We start from the raw sequence: 15455 nt of genomic DNA on the forward strand, positions 1-15455 counted from the left end.
CGGGGCGCTGCAGCGCCCTCGTTGCAATTTCTGTCGAAGCTCGGAACACCTCTTTTGCTGGCGGAGGCCGAATGGCATTTCGATTCGTACACACGGCCGATATTCATCTCGACTCGCCGCTTCGTTCGCTGGCGATGCGAAATCCCGATCTTGCCGGGCTGGTGGGCGACGCCAGCCGCCAGGCATTCGTTTCGATAGTGGATCTCTGCCTTGAGGAACGTGTGGCCGCGTTGGTCATTGCTGGCGACCTATACGATGGCGACCAGACTTCAATGAAGACAGCGCGGTTCTTGGGCGCGCAGATGACACGCCTGCACCAGGCCGGCATCATGGTTTTCAAGATCCGCGGTAATCATGACGCCCTGTCGCGGATTTCCAAACAGCTGGTATTTCCCGACACCGTTACCATCTTTGGTGGTCGTGCTCAGTCGGTATTGCAGACAGCCGGCGGTCTGGACGTCGTATTCCATGGTTTGAGCTTTGCGAACCCTAAGGCGCCGGACAGCCTGTTAACCAAATATCCGGCGGCTCGTGAAGGGGCCGTCAACATAGGCATCATGCATACCAGTCTGGCTGGATCGCCAGGTCACGACGTTTACGCGCCCTGCAGCATCGCTGACTTGCACGCCCACGGTTTCGACTATTGGGCCCTCGGCCACATCCATGCTCGCCAAGTCCATCCTGGCGCCAGTGCCGTGGTGATGCCGGGAATACCGCAGGGGAGGGATATCAACGAGGCCGGTGAGAAATCAGTCACCCTGGTGACGGTGCGCCACGACCGTTCGGTGGAGATCGAGGAACGGCTGACCAGCGTTGCGCAGTTCGAACGGGTGAGCGTCGACCTTACCGGAGCGGTGGAGTGGCCCGAGGCCGTCGCGCGTGTTCGCTTCGCACTCGAAGAGATGCGGGCAACCGTCCGATCGCGTCATGCTGTGGCTCGCATTGGCCTGACAGGAACGTCACCACTGATGTGGGCGCTGATCCGCGACAGGGACCTCCTTCTTGCCGAAGCCGAACAGGCTGCGGAACAGCTAGGCCATACGTGGGTGGAGAAGCTCGAGCTTGACCTCGCGCCGCCTCGGACGGAGACCGCCGAGGATATTGCTGATCCGATTTTCGAACTCGAGCAATCAATGCGTGCCGATGCCACCTCGGAGGCCTTCCGCGCTGAGGCGAGGGCGTTCGTCCAAAAGATGGTCGCCGACCTTCCGGCCGACGGGCGGGATTTTGCTGGGACGGACGAAGCCGGGCTGGAACAGTTCCTCGATCAGGTGCTTTCCAAGGGCGCGGACTTGGTGACTGCCCGCCTTAAGGCCGGTGGATCGTCATGAGGTTGCGGCGCCTTGACCTCATTCGTTATGGAAAGTTCACCGATCGTTCGATCGACTTCGGACCCAAACCGGAATCCGGACCTGATCTGCATATCGTGTTTGGCCTGAATGAGGCCGGCAAATCGACTGCGCTTTCGGCCTATCTAGACTTGCTGTTCGGCATCGAGGAACGGAGCCGCTACAACTTCCTGCACGAGTACAGTGCCATGCGCATCGGCGGGGTGCTGGAACTGGCCGGCTCCGAACACACGTTCACGCGTACGAAACAGCGCAGTAATTCGCTATTGAATGCGACGGGCCAACCGGTAAGCGAGGTGGCGATCACGGCGCATCTCGCCGGTCTGTCGCGCGACGCCTACACGACGATGTTCTCACTCGATGACGAGACGTTGGAAGCCGGCGGAAAATCTATCCTGGAGTCGCGGGGCGACCTCGGCAAGCTTCTGTTCACGGCCAGCGCCGGTCTTGGGAACGCAAGTGATACGTTGAACGCCCTCGAGGCCGAAGCAGACGCTCTGTATCGGAAGCAGGCGCATGGAACCGAACTGGCGCTGTTGAAGAAGCGCCTTGTTGACGTAAAGTCGCGCAGGGATGCGATCGACACCCTTGCATCAACCTACGAGGGCCTGGAGGCCGAACGTCTCGATGCAGCGCAGCAGTACGGCCGAACCATCAGCGATCGGGCGGTGCTGGTGGCCAGGCTGGATACCTTTGCTCGTTACGTGCGTGCTGCGCCGATGCTGGCGGATATCCGGCGCAAGATTGCCCGGCTGGATCAGCTGCCGGACATCGCCTCCCCAGCCCGGACATCGACGGGAAGTGTCACCGAACTGATCGATGACGATGCCAGCCTCAGAACGCGGCTGTCCGCAAACATCGACGAGACCGAGCGCCTGGCGGAAAAAGTCACTGCGGTCGACGAGGACGAACCGATCCTGTCGATTTCCGAACGCATTCGCGGGCTGGCGGAGAGCAAGGTGCGCCATACCGCGGCTGGCTTTGACTTGCCCACTCGCAGGATGGAGCTGCAAATCCTCAACAACAGCGTGGCGAGCTGCCTTGCCGCCTTGGGCCGATCTTCCGAGGCGGATCCTGGCGCGCTGCTTCTGCCTGCCGTCACCGTTGGCGTCGTTCGCGCCATGGTCGAGCAGAGGTCCGGGATTGCTACCGGGATGCGTGCCGCTCGCGACGAAGCCGCGGCGGCACTCGATGCGCTGCAGGTGGCAAGGCAGCGGGTCGGCGAGGAAAGGGCGGTGCCCGAACCTGCCAGGGCAAGGCTGGGCTCGGCTTTGTCGAAAGCGCGAGCAAGCGGACACCAGGCAGAGATTAGGACGGCTCGCGAGGCGGAAGATGCGGGAACAATCCGATGGAAGGCGGCGCTCGCGCGCTTGCGTCCATGGAACGGAGATGCCCTCGCTCTCGCCAACGTCGCGGTTCCGAGCGCCGGGCAGATTGCCGCCTGGAAGACGGTAGCGTCAGAACTGGCAAGGAACACCGCCGTACTTGCCGAACGCCTTGCTGAATACGAGGGCAACCATGCCATGCTCGCCGCACGATTGGATGCCCTTCGTGCCTCGGGCGACATTGTCGACGATGAAGCGGCTACCGCCATCCGCCGAGTTCGCGATGATGCGTGGGCAACGCACCGCGCAGCGCTGACCGGTGACACCGCTGACGACTTCGCCGTGGCATTGGCGCGCGATGACATTGCCAGCGCAGGCCGGCTGGCCGGCGCGGCGGATCTGGCTGAGATCCGGGCAACTACGCGCGAGCTGGCCGAGGCCGCGGCCAACCTGTCACGCAACGGCATCCAACGCACACAGCTCGGCAAGGATGTGGATACCCAATTGTTGGAAATCCGCGCGGCCGCCAGGGACCTGCTCGGAGACGCCGTGGAACCTTCGTCTGAGCGCCTGATCGAAAGGATCGAGGATCAGATCGAGGCGCGCAGCGATGCGCTCGCTGCCTGGGAGCAGATCGAACTTGCTCGCTTGAAGGCCGAGCGAGCCGCTGACGCCGGCGAGCAGATACGCTTGGAAATGAGAGCAGTGCTGGGAAGCGTCGGCATTGTATCAGAGTCCAACGACACCCTCGAAGCAATCATGGCCATCGCGGAGCCGTTTCTGGATCGGCAGCGCAAGGTGGACGCCGAGTATGCCGAGGCGCTCAGAATGGTGAGCTCCAAAGAAGAGGATCTAGCGGCACGACGGGTTGCAGTAGGTGTGGCGGAGCGTCGCGAGGAGGAATGGCTGGCCGGCATTACCGAAGCACTCAAGGGAACTTGGCTCGAAAGCGGGCTCTCCGCATCCGGCGTCGGCACTGTGCTCGATCAATTGGCCGAACTTTCAAGAAGCCTGCAGGAACGGGACGACCTGCAGCTGCGTATCGACAAGATGGAGGCCGACAGGGCCAATTTTCTGGTCGAGGTCATCGCCGTTGCGGTTGAAGCCGACGAGCCGACGAAGGATACCGACCCGGAGCAGTTGGCCATCCGCCTTGCCGAGCGCCTAGAGCGTGCCGAGCGGACACGTGAAACGAAGGCAAGCCTCGGCAACGACCTGAAGCGCCTCAAGGAGGCGCGCGACATCCTCGACACTGAGATTTTGGCACACGAACGCCGCAAGAACGAGGTGCTGGGCGTCTTTGGTGTCGCCACTCTGCCCGAGGTAGTCGAACGCGATGAGCTGTTGCGTGAGCGCGATGGCTTGCGCACCACCGTCGCCGAACTTGAGGAACGGATAGTGGCGGAGCTCGCGGTCGACGGATTCGAGCAGGCCCGCTCGATCCTGGACGCGATCGATTTCGACGGCCTCGCGGTCGAGAAGGCTGAGGGTGAGCAGCGGCTTCGCCTGTTCGATGAAACCATCCAGCAACAGCTGATCCGGCAGACGCGCGCGGCCGACAAGCTGGACGCCATCGGCGGTGATAGTGCGGTTGCACGCCTGGATGCTGAACGGCGCACAACCCTGCTGGAAATCGAGGAGAAGGCCGTTCGCTACATAGAGCTGAAGCTTGGCATCATGTCGGCTGGCAATGCTTTGCGGATCTACCGTGAGAGCCATCGCTCCGGCATGATGGCGCGCGCATCAGACGCGTTCAAGCTAATGACGCGTGGCCAGTATTCGGGGCTGACAACCCAGCCTGTAAGAGGTGGTGAGGTTCTCATTGCTGTGCAGGGTGACGGGCAATCCAAGGTCACCGAAGCGCTTTCAAAGGGTGCACGATTTCAGCTGTACCTTGCCCTAAGACTCGCCGGTTATTACGAGTTCGCGCAATTTCGGCCCTCGGTCCCATTCGTCGCCGACGACATCATGGAGACGTTCGACCATATTCGCTCGGAGGAGGTTTTCAGGCTGTTCGGAGCGATGGCAAACACAGGTCAGGTCATCTACCTGACGCACCATAAGCATCTATGTGAAATAGCTGAGGCTGTCGTACCGGGAACGAGGATCCATCAACTCGCACAGTAATTTTCTCCGGAATACGTGAACGAACCAGTGAAGGACGCCGAATTTGACGGCAAGTATGCGCCCAAAGTCAGACGTTCCGGCAAACTTCGCGTTCGTCCAAAAGCGGACATATCGCCCGAGCCATAGACGGCCCCGATGTGCCCATAATGGACGTCCTGCAAATTCATTGTCCTGCCGAATCTGGACTTCGAGAGCTGGCCCTAAACAGCAATTGTATCGCGCCTAGCCGTCCTATCGCCGGGGCGCCAATTGTAAACAACGGCGAACTATACCAATATCGTTACTGGCTTCTTCCGGTGCGACTCGGGAGAACGGGATGGGCAATGAACGCGAAGACGCAAACGGGAAAACACAGCGCCGCTGGCCAATACCTCGGCTATGCGCTTCAACCTGTACGCCTTTGCTTTCACCTGCTCAACGCGCCTAGCGGCGCCTTGGTCTCTCTTGAACATTTAGACGATGTGGCGGTTCACCTGGTCGGCGGCGAAGTCGTTCTTGAGCAAAGCAAGAGCGCACTGAAGCAAAATCCGATATCCGACTGGGCTGCGGACCTGTGGAAGTCTCTGGCCAACTGGCTCAGCTTCATGGCGGCGGGAGAGATCGACCCGGCGACCAGCCATTTCCGGCTATATGTCACACCGGTGAAGGCGGGTGCCTTCGCGATCGCGCTGAACGACGCGAAAACAGATGCCGACGTGGAGGCGCTGGTCGCTAACCTCGCCAAAGCCCACAGCAAGCTGAAAGCTGCACCGGCATGCGACGCCGACGTCCAAGCTTTCCTGAACGCTGATGCGGCTCATTGCGCCGCCTTGGTCAAGAATCTCGCCGTTATCAGCGTCGATGCAGATCCCGTCGATCCGATACGCGCGATCTTCAAGCCGACGGTCTCTCCGCTCATCATCGACCTAGTGTGCGAACGCGCGATCGGCGCTGCGAAGGAGGCGGCGGACAGGCTGATTAGAGCTGGCAAGCCCGCCATCTTGGACGTGGACGCGTTTCAGGCCGAGCAAAGAGCATTTGTTCAGAAGAACAACCTTCCAGGGCTGCTGTCGTCTTTCACCAAGCAACCGCCTGTCGAGGCCATCGAACAATTGATCGCCGACCGTCCCGCCTTCGTCCGCCAACTCGAGCTGATCGAGGTGGGAGACGAAGCGTGCGTCCGGGCTGTTAGCGATTACCTTAGGACGCTCGCCGACATCTCGATCTGGGGCGAAAGCGGGCTAATCTTTGAGAAGAACCTAAGTGACTGGGACGATGATCTTGTCGGTCGCTATGAGCACGTCAGTGCAGAGGTGCACGACATACAGGCCGGACACCCCGCAACGGTTCGTGGTAGAATAGTTTACAGGCGCTGCGCGCAGTTGCAGCCTCCACTCGATGGTCGAGTCGTCCCCGGTCATTTCGTCCACGGATCATTCAACGCCCTTGCCCACGGCCTGCGCCTCGGCTGGCATCCCGACTACCAGACTCTTTTGGAGCCAGCGACTTGATTGAGGCTGGCCGATCGCACCTACCGCTCAGCGACCTCGCCCTTGTCCAGAATCCAGGACTTGGGGCTTTCGCATTGTGGCAATTTGGCCAAGGTTTCCAGGCTGAGGACGAACGTCCAGCGCCGTTCGCCTTGGCGTTTCTCGTGCTGCCAATCGTCCTGCATCGCGCAACGCTCGAAATCGTGACTTCGACAAACCGACCCTCTGGACTGGCGCTCTTCGCGGCCAAGCTCGGGAAGGAACGGGAACAACTCCTCGCCGTCCACGAGCGAGCGCTGCTGCTGCGTACTCTGACATTGCAATCGGCCGCTGTCGGTGTGAGCGGGCGGCTGCTGTCCGTGGATTACAAGGATGCTACTTTAAGAGCAAACGTACCAGAACCGAAACCGAGGAGGCTCGTCCTTCCAGAGCGCGTCAAGCACCTCGGACCTGCCTCGGAGAAATTGGGTTTCTGGTTTTCGAACCTGGGGACCGCGCAGGTGGCCAACCTGTTACGGGTGGAGTTCTAGATGTATTTCCAGCTTCGAAAACTGATCCTTTGGCCCCGCAATGGTGCAGCGCCGCGGGTCGTCAAGTTCGAGCCCGGTGTCGTCAACGTCATCAGCGGCGCGTCGAAGACCGGGAAGTCCGCCGTTATCCCTATTGTTGATTACTGTCTGGGCTCGGAGAAATGCGCGATTCCGGTGGGCGTAATCCGCGAGAACTGCAGCTGGTTCGGCATTCTGATCGAGACGCTGGAGGGCGAAAAGCTCTTGGCGCGACGCGAACCGGGGGACCAACAGAGCACAGGCGACATGGTGCTGCTGGAGGGCGCACAGGTCGAAATTCCGGAGACGATCACCGACAAGACCACCAATGTCGACACGGTCAAGCGCGCGATGAACCGCCTGGCAGGACTGACTGACCTCGACTTCGAACCAGGTACAGAGAATGGATTCAAGCAAAGGCCAAGCTTCCGCGACCTCATGGCCTTCACGTTCCAACCTCAGAACGTGATCGCCAATCCCGACGTGATGTTTTTCAAGGCCGATACGACGGAACACCGGGAGAAGCTAAAGACCATCTTCCCGTACGTTCTGGGCGCGGTCACGGCAAAGATTCTCCAGGCGCGGTTTGAGATCGATCGGCTCCAGCGCAACCTCCGCCGGAAGGAGGCTGAGCTACGCGCGATCGTGTCGGCAACTGGCGCTTGGCGGGCGGAGGCGGAGGCGTGGCTGCGTCAGGCAGTCGAACTTGGCCTAGTCGATTCCTCCACTGAAGTGCCGAAGGACTGGAGTGACGTTGTTGACCTGCTTCGGCGCGTGTCGAACAGCAACTCAAGTCTTGCTCGACCAAGCCTGGCCGGCATCGATGTGGTGCTGACGCGTCTGGAAACCCTTCGTGCGTCGGAAACTGAAATCGCCGCGCGACTTACCGAGCATCGTCAGCGCCTGAACGAACTGCGCCGTCTGGTGGAGAGCAGCGAGGCGTACGGCGACGCCATGCGCATCCAACGTGACCGCTTGGACCTTTCCACGTGGCTGAGGGACTTGGCCGACGAGTTCGCCGATCCGTTGGTCGCACTCGGGGACGGCGGCCGCGAGAAGGTCTTGGCCCTTTGCGACAACCTCGGCGGTCTGGAGATCCGACTGCGGACCCACCCTGCGATGTCTAACACGCTTGACAAGGAAATCCTGCGCCAGCGCGGCGCCGCTGAAGCGGTCCTATCTGAGTTGAACGATGTCCGTAGCGAGATAGCGGTGCTGGAACGGGACTCTGACGTCGCCCGAGACGAGGCCAATCGCTTCGATAGGCTTGAGCGCTTCCTCGGTCGATTGGAGCAGGCGTTGCACGTCTACGACCGCGCCGACCAGTCGTCGGATTTGCGGCAGGAACTCACCTCGCTGCAGGCCGATATTGCAACGCTGCAAAAGACGATCTCCGAGGCCGACATCCAGCGCAAGCTATTCAACGCGTTGCACCAAGTCTCCCATCATGCCAATCGGCTGATTCCGCAGCTTGACGCGGAGTGGCCCGAGGCCCCGATTAGGCTGTTGATTGAAGACCTGACCGTCAAGGTGACTAGGGGAACGCGTGAGGACTACCTGTGGGAGATTGGCAGCGGCGCCAATTGGCTCGCGTATCACGTCGCACTAATGCTTGCGCTGCAGCACTACTTCCTGGCCGAACCTCATCACCCAGTCCCTGGTCAGCTGATCTTCGACCAACCTAGCCAAGTCTATTTTCCTAAGCGGGCGGCGGGCGACGAGGGCCCCGACCTCATCGCGTGGAGGGATCAGGACGTGGTCGCCGTCAGGAAGGTCTTTGCGCTCCTAGGCGCTGAGGTCATGGCCGCGAAAGGTCGCCTCCAGATCATCGTGCTGGATCATGCAGATGAGGACGTCTGGGGCAAGCTTCCCGGAGTCAAGTTGATTGAGGAATGGCGTGGACAGGCCCTCGTGCCTCAGGCTTGGATTGCCGCCGCATCTTCCAACGGTGGATAATAATCTGCTGCCAGAGGAGAAGGCATGGCGAACGTGGACGAGATCAACCGTCTGACGGCCCTTGGCTTGAACGTCATCACAGCCATGGATGTCGCGGAAGGAAAACTAGACGAAGCCTTCGAGGTCGCCCGCGCTCAGGAGAAACGCAAGGTCGACATCTGGTGCAAAGGAAGAAAGAACATTCCGGTTGCACTGACTGCGATATGGGACTGCGATCCTGCAAACTTCTATCTCGCGTTCGACGGCGATGATCCCAGCGACCACGCTTCGACGGATTTCATTCTTATCGACGCTGATGTCACTGACGTTGGCGGCAGGCTTACCTACGCCGCCAGCAGGGACAAGGGTCCTTGGCATCAACGTTACAAGAGCAAGAGCTGTGGGATCGCCTACCGATGGCTGCATGGCCGCGGTGTCACACCGCCTTTGCTCGGCGAGTACCAAGGCCAAGTTCACATCGTAGGAGGCATGCACCGCTTCCATCTTGCCAAGCACTATGGGACGACGCGCATGCCATTCCTCGTCCGGAGGGCCGAACTAGCCGCAGTAATGGCGTTGATCCCCTCGGCGACCGACACCGCCAACTCGTAATGGCGGGGACTGCAGAAAAGAAGCGAATGAGTTGCGAACTTACCGGGATCACTCCCCGAAAGCTGACCGACGGCTTCCGGCCCCGTTGCGGCCATTCTTACTCCCGCACTTTGGCTTTTCCAGCGCTAAACCGGCCTTGGGCGATGAATGGAAACGGTCAGATGTTCCCGGTCTGTGCTCGAAAAGTCGCATAAAAGGGCAGACTGGTGTGACGTCCGGAATTATTGGGCCTTTCACGGGTTTACCGGTCCCGAATTATCGGTTGCTGGCGGGCGGGCTATGCGATTGAAAACAGGAGAGTTTTCTGGCTAAGGGTGGGGTTTCAGACTGAGTTTACCAATGCCCTTAATGACGATTAATTCTGGATTGGCATCAGGTGATTGGGTTTGCGCAGAATATAGCCGCCCTTATTGGTAAACCCGCTCACGGTCGACAACGGATTGGTCAACCTAGGACGACAGGATTGGTAAACCGGAGCCGCCCTATCGACGAAGGTCTAGCTTGGCGCATTCACTGTCGCCGGTAGGCAGATATTCGGGCGACAATCGGGACCAGCGTGCGACGCCGCCAAGCGTGAGACACGTCGGCTACGCCGCAAATCGACACGGTTTGACCGGGCGCAATACCGCACCGATCTTCTAATCTCGGCTTAATTCCGGAGAGAGGCAGATAATTCCGGACGCCACACTGATTGGTAACCTAAGGCCACCCACCACGCGGATTGGTAGCCCACAGGAATAGGTTTGGTAACCCTTATCGAGTGAGGGCCGCTCGTACCTTTCGGCGGGTTCGTTTCAGTTCTAAGCCCGGCTTAATTCTGGACAACGACAGATAATTCTGGACGGCACAGTGGAACTCAACGCGTTGTAAGGATGGCATAGAGAAGCAGTAGCCCTCCAGTCTCGCTACTGGAAAAATTCTGGAAAATGGGTCTGCTTGGCTGGACGCAGAACGTTGTGATTATTCAGCCGGCATTTCTGAAGCTTCTCGAACACAAACAGCTTGCCTTCGCGCACGCTATCTTCGAGCGACTTCGCCTTCGCCAGATGCGCCGCAATCGCGCTGGCCAGCATGCAACCTGTTCCGCGCATCGATATAGCAAGGCGCGGCGTGTCGAAGTGGATGGGTTCATGATCGGAGCGTAACAGAATATCGGCCGATCGGGGACCCGACGCGTGCCCACCCTTGATCAGCAGGGCCTGAGGGCCGACGGCCTGCAGTCTTTGTCCTTGTTGGAGCGCACCGTCCTCATCCGAAGCCGGTTCGGAACCAGTAAGGAGCGCCAGTTCAGGAAGGTTGGGCGTGACAATGCAGCAAAGCGGCATCAAATCGCGCTTCATGGCAGCGATAGCGCCTGCTTCCAGAAGTGCGCGGCCTGAGGTGGAGGCCAGCACAGGGTCGAGTACTGCCGGCACTTGCGGAAATTTGCGCAGCACTGCGGCAACGGCAACAATGATCTTGGCAGTCGCCAGCATGCCGATCTTGATTGTGGCTACGTCGTTGGCCTGTAGCGCGGCACACATCTGATTGGCCACCATGCTGGGTGGCGAATGATGGATTTCGATCACGGCGTCGTGCGTTTGCACCGTTAGCGCTGTGACGGCGAGACAGGTGCGCACGCCAACGGCAGAGATCGTCTCGATGTCGCGTGCTATTCCAGCACCCCCGCTGGAATCTGATCCGCCAACGACAAGCACATGCGGTTCTCGTCTCATCGCCATCGGTCCGTCTTTTCGATCCATTCTCGCGTGCGCGCTTCGGGGTCGAAGCTCAACGTGATGTCCGTGACCACTGCGGCGCTGTTGGCGCCGGCCTCAAAGACGCCGTCGAGGCGGTCGGGGTTGAGGCCGCCGATGGCGACCAATGGGATCGGCGCCACCCGCCGCTTCCACTCGCTGATCCGCTCTAGCCCTTGCGGTGCCCACTTCATTTTCTTCAAAGTGGTGGGATAGATCGGACCGAGCGCGACATAGTCGGGCTCGGCAAACATGGCCGTTTCCAGCTCGACATGATCATGCGTGCTCAATCCGAGCCTGACGCCCGCTGCCCGTATCCTCGAGAGGTCGGCCGTTTGCAAATCCTCCTGGCCCAGATGCACGAAATCGCAGCCTTCCTCGATTGCCAGGCGCCAATAATCATTGATGATGAGCTGGCTTTTGTGTTGGACACACCAGGCCTTCGACTTGCGGATCTCCGCGCGCAGCCCGGTTTCATCCATGGTTTTGATGCGAAGCTGAATCAGCTTGACGCCGAGCGGCGCCAACCTTTCGATCCAGGCGGCGCTGTCGACGATCAGGTAGAAGGGATCGAGCTTCATGAAAAAACGGCCCTGCCGACCATCGGTGTCGATGGCACGGCGACGTCGCGCGGTTCGAGCATTCCCGAACTGAACGCCTCACGACCGGCGTCGACCGCCTTACCGAAAGCACGCGCCATGCCGACCGGATCTGCCGCCTTGGCGACCGCTGTGTTCAGGAGCACGGCGTCAAAGCCGAGTTCCATGACGGTGGCCGCGTGCGACGGCCGTCCGAGCCCCGCATCCACAATCAGCGGGACGCCAGGGAAATATCCGCGCATCGAGCGCAGCGCCGTCATGTTGACCGGTCCCAAGGCGGAACCGATCGGTGCGCACCACGGCATCAGGACCTTGCAGCCCGCTTCCAGCAGCCGCTCGGCGACAACGAGATCGTCGGTGGTATAGGGGAATACCGCAAAGCCGTCCTCGCACAGGATGCGGGCGGCTTCAACCAGACCGAACACATCCGGCTGTAGCGTGTCGTGATTGCCGATCACTTCGAGCTTGATCCAGTTGGTGCCGAAGACCTCGCGCGCCATTTTCGCGGTGGTGACGGCTTCCTTGACGGAGAGGCAGCCGGCGGTATTGGGCAGGGTTCTGGCGCCCAGCGAGCGGATCAACGACCAGAATTGTTCGCCGGCCCTACCGCCCGCCATCTCACGCCGCAACGAGACGGTCACCACCGACGTGCCCGATGCCTTGACTGCATCGGCAAGGATGGCCGGCGAAGGATACTGAGCCGTGCCGAGAAGCAGGCGCGACGAAAGCTCGGTTCCATAAAGCTCCAACATGCTAGCCGCCCTGCATGGGCGAGAGGATTTCGATCCGGTCGCCGTCGCTCAACTGGAACTCCGCGCGGTTGGCTTTGTGCACGAGGTCGCTGTTGACGGCGGTGGCGAGCCAATCGCCCTCATAGTCGAGCGCGGCAAGCAACTCGGCCAGCGTGGTGGCGGCAATCTCACGCGCCTCGCCGTTGACCATCAGTTTCATGAGCATGCTCCTTGGTTCTGTCTTGACTGAAAACCAGGTCGGCAGCCTGGCGCGCCATGGCGGGGGCGAGGAGAAAACCGTGACGATAAAGACCGTTGATCGCGATGATCTCACCGTCTGTTTCGACGCGTGGCAAATTGTCGGGAAATGCCGGACGGACACCCACACCGGTTTCAACGATCTCGGCCTCACCAAAGGCCGGATGGAGGGCATGGGCGGCGCCCAGCAGCTCCATCATGGAACGCGCCGTCACCGGTCCGGCGCTCTGGCTTTCAATCATCGTCGCTCCGATCATGAAACGGTGATCGGTGCGCGGCACGGCATAAAGCGGAAAGCGTGGATGAAGCAAACGGACCGGCCGCGACAGCGAGACATCAGGCGTGCGAAGGATCAGCATTTCGCCGCGAACACCGCGCAGCCTGTCATCGGCCGCTGCCATTCCCATGCAGTCTATCTGACGGGCGAATCCCGAAACAGGCCGGGCGTCGCAGCCGAAGTGGAATTTGACACCCATGGTCGCAAGCTTGTCATGAAGTGCCGCCATCGCCGGGCGTGGGTCGAGGTGAGCCTCGTCGGGGAAGAGCAATCCACGCCGGAAGCGGCCGGCGAGGTCGGGTTCCAGGAGCGCAATTTCGTTTTCATCGACGCGCCGATGCCCTGACGTGCGACTGGCGAACCGGTCAAGCTCACCGGCATCACGCGGCGCGGCCACGACCAATGTCCCGGCCCGTGTCACCTGACCCGACAGCACCGCATCCCACCAGTCGGCAGCATCGCGTCCGAGATCCAGCACCGGCTGCTCCGCGCTTTCGCGCTCGCACCATGGCGCCAGCATGCCGCCGGCGAACCACGACGCGTTGCCACCAAGGCCATGCCGCATCTCGGCGACGGTGACCGTCGCGCCGCGGGCGGCGAGTTCGAAAGCGACGGTGAGGCCGGCAACGCCGGCCCCTTTGACGAGCACCCTCATGATGGTTTGGGAGCCTCTGGCACGACCGGTACGCCAGTCTCGTCCGCCTGCATGTAGAGATCGCCGCCCTCCCGGTATTTTGCCGCCATTGCCGCCATGCCTTCCTTCTGGGCCTCGGCACGGATGTCGTGGGAAATGCGCATGGAGCAGAATTTCGGCCCGCACATCGAACAAAAATGTGCCAGCTTGTGCGCCTCCTTGGGCAAGGTCTGGTCGTGGAAGGACCGTGCGGTTTCGGGGTCGAGCGACAGGTTGAACTGGTCCTCCCAGCGGAACTCGAAGCGCGCGCGCGAAAGGGCATCATCCCTGGTTTTCGCTGCCGGATGGCCCTTCGCCAGATCGGCTGCATGGGCGGCTATCTTGTAGGTGATCACGCCAATCTTGACGTCGTTGCGGTCGGGAAGGCCGAGATGCTCTTTCGGCGTGACGTAGCAAAGCATTGCGGTGCCGAACCAGCCTATCATGGCGGCACCTATCCCTGAGGTGATGTGGTCATAGCCCGGCGCGATGTCGGTCGTCAGCGGCCCCAACGTGTAGAACGGCGCCTCACCGCACACTGCGAGCTGCTTGTCCATGTTCTGCTTGATCTTGTGCATGGGGACATGGCCCGGGCCTTCGATCATCACCTGGCAGTCCTTTGCCCAGGCAATCTTGGTGAGTTCTCCAAGTGTTTCCAGTTCGGCGAATTGCGCCGCGTCGTTCGCATCGGCGATTGAACCGGGACGAAGGCCGTCGCCGAGCGAGAAGGAGACGTCATAGGCTCTGGCGATGTCGCAGATCTCCTCGAAATGCTCGTAGAGGAAGCTCTCCCGGTGATGGTGCAGGCACCATTTGGCCATGATCGAGCCGCCGCGCGAGACGATGCCCGTGACCCGGTCGACGGTCAGCGGGATGTAGTGCAGCCGCACGCCGGCGTGGATGGTGAAATAGTCGACGCCTTGCTCGGCCTGCTCGATCAGCGTGTCGCGGTAGACCTCCCAGTTCAGATCCTCGGCGATGCCGTTGACCTTTTCCAGCGCCTGATAGAGCGGCACCGTACCGATCGGCACCGGCGCATTGCGCACGATCCAGTCGCGGATGTTGTGGATGTTGCGGCCGGTCGACAGGTCCATCACCGTGTCCGCGCCCCAGCGGATAGCCCAGACCATTTTTTCGACCTCTTCGGCCATCGACGATGTGACAGCCGAGTTACCGATGTTGGCGTTGATCTTGACCAGAAAATTGCGACCGATGATCATCGGCTCGCTCTCGGGATGATTGATGTTGGCGGGAATGATTGCGCGCCCGCGCGCCACCTCGTCGCGCACGAATTCGGGTGTGACGAAATCTGGGATCGCCGCGCCGAAGGCTTCGCCGTCGCGTTGCAGCTTGCCGCGCATCACCTCGCGGCCGAGATTCTCGCGGATGGCTACGAACTCCATTTCTGGCGTGATGATGCCGGCGCGCGCATAGGCAAGTTGGGTCACCGCCTTGCCCTGCTTGGCCTTGAGCGGCCGATTGCGTATCGGAAATTCCGGTGTCAGGCGCTCGCCGGTGGCGAATCCATTGTCTTCCGGCCGGACGTGGCGGCCGTCATAGGCTTCGACATCGCCACGCGCCGTGACCCATTCGTGGCGAAGCCGGGCAAGGCCTTTTTCGATGCTGGTTTCGACTGATGGATCGGTGTAGGGGCCGGACGGATCGTAGACGGTGACGGGCGGTTCGCCGGCCGTCGGATGGACGGAAATCTCGCGCATCGGCACCCTGATCTGCGGGTAGAGGACGCCGGGCTTGTGGATTTTCCGCGAGGCGGGCAGTGGTCCCGTCGATACGGCGGGGGGGAGGGCATTCATCG

Annotated in this window: 12 protein-coding genes; 6 read left to right on the forward strand and 6 right to left on the reverse strand. The window is 60.8% G+C overall.

The genetic code is table 11. From position 1 onward, the window contains the following. The first annotated feature begins 71 nt into the window (after window positions 1–71). The 6 genes from EOA16_RS26350 to EOA16_RS26375 all read left to right on the forward strand — a co-directional run bounded on the left by EOA16_RS26350 (window position 72) and on the right by EOA16_RS26375 (window position 9365). Window positions 72–1331, forward strand: a complete 1260-nt coding sequence (locus EOA16_RS26350) for a DNA repair exonuclease (protein ID WP_063169423.1) — start codon at window positions 72–74, stop codon at window positions 1329–1331. Next, complete coding sequence (locus EOA16_RS26355; protein ID WP_063169422.1) at window positions 1328–4801, forward strand: AAA family ATPase; 3474 nt, start codon at window positions 1328–1330, stop codon at window positions 4799–4801. The genes EOA16_RS26350 and EOA16_RS26355 overlap by 4 nt, the downstream gene beginning before the upstream one ends. A 323-nt stretch (window positions 4802–5124) precedes the next feature. Beyond that, complete coding sequence (locus EOA16_RS26360; RefSeq protein WP_063169421.1) at window positions 5125–6291, forward strand: ABC-three component system protein; 1167 nt, start codon at window positions 5125–5127, stop codon at window positions 6289–6291. Beyond that, window positions 6288–6800: a three component ABC system middle component gene (locus EOA16_RS26365; RefSeq protein WP_063169420.1), complete on the forward strand. Its 513-nt coding sequence runs from the start codon at window positions 6288–6290 to the stop codon at window positions 6798–6800. Before EOA16_RS26360 ends, EOA16_RS26365 begins: the two co-directional genes overlap by 4 nt. Continuing rightward, window positions 6801–8774 carry a DUF3732 domain-containing protein gene (locus tag EOA16_RS26370; RefSeq protein WP_063169419.1) on the forward strand — a complete coding sequence of 658 codons (1974 nt, stop codon included), beginning with the start codon at window positions 6801–6803 and terminating at the stop codon, window positions 8772–8774. It abuts the gene before it with no gap. Between the two features lie 24 nt (window positions 8775–8798). Continuing rightward, the gene (locus EOA16_RS26375; RefSeq protein ID WP_063169418.1) at window positions 8799–9365 is read left to right on the forward strand and encodes a hypothetical protein; all 567 of its coding nucleotides are present in this window, start codon (window positions 8799–8801) and stop codon (window positions 9363–9365) included. Window positions 9366–10270: 905 nt separating this feature from the next. Here EOA16_RS26375 and EOA16_RS26380 read toward each other — a convergent pair. From EOA16_RS26380 to thiC, 6 genes are read right to left on the reverse strand one after another with little or no spacing between them, the layout of a single operon-like run. Then, window positions 10271–11086, reverse strand: coding sequence for a hydroxymethylpyrimidine/phosphomethylpyrimidine kinase (locus tag EOA16_RS26380; RefSeq protein WP_063169417.1), 816 nt, complete (start codon window positions 11084–11086; stop codon window positions 10271–10273). Further along, on the reverse strand, window positions 11077–11682 hold the full coding sequence (locus EOA16_RS26385) for a thiamine phosphate synthase (protein ID WP_063169416.1): 606 nt from the start codon (window positions 11680–11682) through the stop codon (window positions 11077–11079). The genes EOA16_RS26380 and EOA16_RS26385 overlap by 10 nt, the downstream gene beginning before the upstream one ends. Then, the gene (locus tag EOA16_RS26390) at window positions 11679–12452 is read right to left on the reverse strand and encodes a thiazole synthase (protein WP_024504259.1); all 774 of its coding nucleotides are present in this window, start codon (window positions 12450–12452) and stop codon (window positions 11679–11681) included. Before EOA16_RS26390 ends, EOA16_RS26385 begins: the two co-directional genes overlap by 4 nt. A 1-nt stretch (window position 12453) precedes the next feature. Beyond that, window positions 12454–12651, reverse strand: a complete 198-nt coding sequence (thiS, locus tag EOA16_RS26395; RefSeq protein WP_024504260.1) for a sulfur carrier protein ThiS — start codon at window positions 12649–12651, stop codon at window positions 12454–12456. Continuing rightward, window positions 12620–13621: a glycine oxidase ThiO gene (gene thiO / locus EOA16_RS26400; RefSeq protein WP_063169415.1), complete on the reverse strand. Its 1002-nt coding sequence runs from the start codon at window positions 13619–13621 to the stop codon at window positions 12620–12622. Before thiO ends, thiS begins: the two co-directional genes overlap by 32 nt. Then, the gene (thiC, locus tag EOA16_RS26405; protein WP_127260805.1) at window positions 13618–15453 is read right to left on the reverse strand and encodes a phosphomethylpyrimidine synthase ThiC; all 1836 of its coding nucleotides are present in this window, start codon (window positions 15451–15453) and stop codon (window positions 13618–13620) included. Before thiC ends, thiO begins: the two co-directional genes overlap by 4 nt. Window positions 15454–15455: the final 2 nt, after the last annotated feature.

The organism is Mesorhizobium sp. M7A.F.Ca.US.008.03.1.1 (genome assembly GCF_003997495.1).
GTDB lineage: Bacteria > Pseudomonadota > Alphaproteobacteria > Rhizobiales > Rhizobiaceae > Mesorhizobium.

Bases quoted from the DNA above. Each gene is read 5' to 3' on its own strand.
- thiO (WP_063169415.1), bottom strand. From the start codon at position 13,621: ATGAGGGTGCTCGTCAAAGGGGCCGGCGTTGCCGGCCTCACCGTCGCT.
- EOA16_RS26385 (WP_063169416.1), bottom strand. From the start codon at position 11,682: ATGAAGCTCGATCCCTTCTACCTGATCGTCGACAGCGCCGCCTGGATC.
- EOA16_RS26350 (WP_063169423.1), top strand. From the start codon at position 72: ATGGCATTTCGATTCGTACACACGGCCGATATTCATCTCGACTCGCCG.
- EOA16_RS26360 (WP_063169421.1), top strand. From the start codon at position 5,125: ATGAACGCGAAGACGCAAACGGGAAAACACAGCGCCGCTGGCCAATAC.
- thiS (WP_024504260.1), bottom strand. From the start codon at position 12,651: ATGAAACTGATGGTCAACGGCGAGGCGCGTGAGATTGCCGCCACCACG.
- EOA16_RS26355 (WP_063169422.1), top strand. From the start codon at position 1,328: ATGAGGTTGCGGCGCCTTGACCTCATTCGTTATGGAAAGTTCACCGAT.
- EOA16_RS26375 (WP_063169418.1), top strand. From the start codon at position 8,799: ATGGCGAACGTGGACGAGATCAACCGTCTGACGGCCCTTGGCTTGAAC.
- EOA16_RS26370 (WP_063169419.1), top strand. From the start codon at position 6,801: ATGTATTTCCAGCTTCGAAAACTGATCCTTTGGCCCCGCAATGGTGCA.
- thiC (WP_127260805.1), bottom strand. From the start codon at position 15,453: ATGAATGCCCTCCCCCCCGCCGTATCGACGGGACCACTGCCCGCCTCG.
- EOA16_RS26390 (WP_024504259.1), bottom strand. From the start codon at position 12,452: ATGTTGGAGCTTTATGGAACCGAGCTTTCGTCGCGCCTGCTTCTCGGC.
- EOA16_RS26380 (WP_063169417.1), bottom strand. From the start codon at position 11,086: ATGGCGATGAGACGAGAACCGCATGTGCTTGTCGTTGGCGGATCAGAT.